Raw genomic sequence first — 3,176 nt, 5'->3', positions numbered from 1 at the left:
AGACAGGGTCAGCGCCAGCGGGTTGCGATCGCCCGTGCCATCTTGCGCGACGCGCCGATCCTGTTGCTCGACGAGGCCACCTCGGCACTCGACGCCGAAAGCGAAACGCTGGTGCAGACGGCATTGGAACGGCTGATGCAGAGCCGCACCACGATCGTCATCGCCCACCGCCTGGCAACGGTGCTGAAGGCCGACAGGATCCTGGTCATGGATGGGGGCTCGATCGTCGAGGAAGGCACGCATCAAAGCCTTGTCGCCAAGGGCGGCATCTATGCACGGCTGGCCAAGCTGCAGTTCGAAACCGGCGCCAGTGCTTTCAGGGGCGCGGCGGAATAGGCAGATCTGGCGCTGTGGCGACAGCCGCTATGCGGCTCCATAGCGCTGTTTCAGATGGTTCACGAAATAGGTGGCGTTGAGCTTTTCGCCTGTGGCGCGTTCGAGCAGGTCCGGCGTCGACCAGCGTGACCCCTGTGACCAGATTTTTTGGCGGCGCCAGTCGTTGATCGCCTCGAAATTGCCTTTGGCGAGATCCTCGTCGGCGGCAGGATGCTCCCGCGTCAGCGCCGCCCATTGCTGTGCTGCCATCATCGCGCCCAGCGTGTAGGAGGGGAAGTAGCCGAAAGCTGCCCCGGGCCAATGCACGTCCTGCATTGGCCCGTCGGCTGGGTTGTCGATGGTGGAAAGGCCGAGGTAGTCGCGCATCTTGGCGTCCCAGGCTTCGGGCAGATCGGCCACCTCCAGCCGGCCCGAGACGAGTTCCTGTTCCAGTTCGTAGCGCAGGATGACATGCAGGGGATAGGTCACCTCGTCGGCATCGACCCGGATCAGGCCGCGTCCGACGCGATGCACGTGCGGCAGGATGTCGTCGAGCGACCAGGCTTCGCCGAGATGCTTTTCAACCACTGGCAGCGCCCAGCGCCAGAAGGCCGGGTTGCGGCCTAGCTGCTTCTCGACGAACAGGCTCTGGCTTTCATGCACGGCCATGCCGCGCGCTTTGCCGAGCGGCCAGTGCGACCATGCCTTGGGCAGGTTCTGTTCGTAGAGCGCATGGCCGGTCTCGTGCAGCACGCCCATCAGCGCCGACAGGAAGTCGGACGTCTTGTAGCGGGTGGTGATACGCACGTCGCTCGGCACGCCGCCGCAGAAAGGGTGGTGCGACACCGACAGCGACCCATGCGTCAGGTCGAAGCCGACTGCCGTCATCATGGCAAGGCCGAGCTCGCGCTGCCGATCGATCGCATAGGTGCCCGAAAGCGGCTTCAGCGGGCGCTTGCGCTGCCGTGCGTCCTGGATCGCCAGCGCCTCCGGCACGAAACTTTTCAGAAAAGCCTTCAGGTCGCTGAACACAGGCGTGATGTCGGCGGTGCGGTTGCCGGGGTCGTACTGCTCCATCAGCGCGTCATAGGGGGCCAGGCCGAGCACATCGGCACGCAGCGCCGCCTCCTCGCGCACCAGCGCCACGACGCCTTCCAGCGCCGGCTGGAAGCCTGCCCAGTCGTTCTTGGCGCGCAGGCCGCGCCACAGCTGCTCGCAACGCATGCGCGCGGTCGTCTGGCGTTCGACGAATTCGACCGGCAGGCAGGTCAGGTTGGTGTATTGCCGCCGCAGTTCCGAGACGGCGGCGCGCTGCTCCTCCCCCAGCGCTTCCTGTTCGGCCGCGGCGATCCAGTCTGCTATCTCGGGCGCCGTTGCCCTGGTGTGATACATGCCGGCCAGTGCCGACATCGCCTCGGCACGCTTCTCGCCGCCGCCGACGGCCATGTGCGTGGCCTCATCGGCACCGAGGATGGCCAGCGCATGCTCGAGCGCTTCGAGCTTGTGACCGAGGTCGTCGAGTTTCTGAAAGGACATGGCGACTTCCGTGATTGGGACGGCGCGAAAAGACACCAACGCAAAAGCGTTGGCAACCCTCGGATGCCGTCCGGCAAATGCACCTTGCGCAGGCGAGGCCGCGCATGAAATGCTGCCGGCAACACATCAAGGGGGAAAAAATGATCGGCAACATCCTGGTCGGGCTGGTGGCCTTGATCCATGCCTACATCGTCTATCTGGAGATGGTGCTGTGGGACACGCCGCGCGGGCACAAGGCTTTCAACCTGACCCCGGAATTCGCCAGTGCCTCGAAAGTGCTCGCGGCCAATCAGGGACTTTATAACGGGTTCCTCGCCGCCGGGTTGATCTGGGGGCTATACCTTGGTGCGGCCGGGTTCCAGGTCAAGGTCTTCTTTCTGGCTTGCGTGGCCATTGCCGGCCTCTATGGCGCGGCAACGGTCGGGCGCAAGATCCTGTTCATCCAGACCGTGCCGGCGGTGATCGCCCTGATCGCGGTATTGCTCGGCTGGTAAAAAGGACGCCCGCGGGATCGCTCTCGAAGGCGCCAGGCGGTTCCTTCCTCTTGGACCGTTTCGGGCGCTATGGCCTCAGCCGTTCGGGTAATTGCCGCCGTCGGCGCCGTCGCCGATCATGAAGCCGCTGCCGGTGTCGATCATCAGCCGCTGGTCGACATTGTCGAGACGGCGCAGCAGATCATGGTATTGCGCGGCCGGTATCCTGCCGTGATCGGAGGCGGCGACTTTCTCTGCCGCCTGACTGATGTGGGCCGTGCGCATTTCCAGGCGTTCCGCCACAGCCGGGGTGATGTTGTTGGCCTGTCTTGCGTCCACGATGCCCTGCCGGACGCCCTGCACCTGTTGGATAAGCGCCTCGACACGCGGGCCAGTCATATCGGTTGGATCGGTCGCGTCGAGAGCGCCCTTGTGATGGCCCGCGGCATAGGCGCCGGCAAGCGGAACGGCGATGAGGAGCGCCGTGAGTGTTGCAGTTCTAAGCGAGGTCTTGGGAGTGAAAGAGCGCATCACGCGTCTCCTCTTGTAGAGGGAGGCGGCGGTTGTCCGCCTGCCTTCCAGCCTTGGGCCGTCCGGTTCCGTCGCGTCGCGATGAGGGGGGATTCATCGCCGGCGGTTCTCGGCCCGGGCGGCAGGCTAGGACCGCCCTGCGACAATGTGTAATTAAAAAAAGATAATCTTTTCAGGCCTTGCCCGCCTCCATCTGCGCCCTAGGGTTGAACCGGCGAACAAGTTCGCGTGATTTTCGATCAACGTTCGGTGAGCTTCAGTTCAATACGGCGGTTCTTGTTGCGCGCCTCTTCGGTGTCGGCGGGATCGAGCGGCTGGAAC

The 3,176-nt window shown here is 64.3% G+C and carries 4 protein-coding genes; 2 read left to right on the top strand and 2 right to left on the bottom strand.

The annotated features are described in order from the left end of the window. On the top strand, positions 1-336 hold a 336-nt coding region (locus EN932_RS32400), incomplete at its 5' end, for an ATP-binding cassette domain-containing protein (RefSeq protein ID WP_128369375.1). Between the two features lie 27 nt (positions 337-363). On the opposite strand, the gene EN932_RS32395 is transcribed toward EN932_RS32400, so the two are convergent. Continuing rightward, positions 364-1,851 carry a carboxypeptidase M32 gene (locus EN932_RS32395; protein ID WP_013529120.1) on the bottom strand — a complete coding sequence of 496 codons (1,488 nt, stop codon included), beginning with the start codon at positions 1,849-1,851 and terminating at the stop codon, positions 364-366. A gap of 140 nt (positions 1,852-1,991) precedes the next feature. Between EN932_RS32395 and EN932_RS32390 the strand changes: the two genes are divergently transcribed. Beyond that, a complete protein-coding gene (locus EN932_RS32390; RefSeq protein WP_063169204.1) occupies positions 1,992-2,345 on the top strand; it encodes a DUF1304 domain-containing protein in 354 nt (117 codons plus the stop codon). A 75-nt stretch (positions 2,346-2,420) separates the two neighbouring features. Here the strand turns inward: EN932_RS32390 and EN932_RS32385 are convergent, their stop codons facing one another. Beyond that, complete coding sequence (locus EN932_RS32385; protein ID WP_027162534.1) at positions 2,421-2,855, bottom strand: hypothetical protein; 435 nt, start codon at positions 2,853-2,855, stop codon at positions 2,421-2,423. Positions 2,856-3,176: the final 321 nt, after the last annotated feature.

This window comes from Mesorhizobium sp. M7A.F.Ca.US.002.01.1.1 (assembly GCF_004022955.1).
In the GTDB taxonomy this organism is placed as follows: domain Bacteria; phylum Pseudomonadota; class Alphaproteobacteria; order Rhizobiales; family Rhizobiaceae; genus Mesorhizobium; species Mesorhizobium ciceri.
Note: the sequence above shows the minus strand (reverse complement) of the source record. Positions and strands in the feature narration are given on the sequence as shown.

Coding starts and splice junctions, on each gene's coding strand:
- EN932_RS32385 (WP_027162534.1), bottom strand. CDS start 2,855: ATGCGCTCTTTCACTCCCAAGACCTCGCTTAGAACTGCAACACTCACG.
- EN932_RS32395 (WP_013529120.1), bottom strand. CDS start 1,851: ATGTCCTTTCAGAAACTCGACGACCTCGGTCACAAGCTCGAAGCGCTC.
- EN932_RS32390 (WP_063169204.1), top strand. CDS start 1,992: ATGATCGGCAACATCCTGGTCGGGCTGGTGGCCTTGATCCATGCCTAC.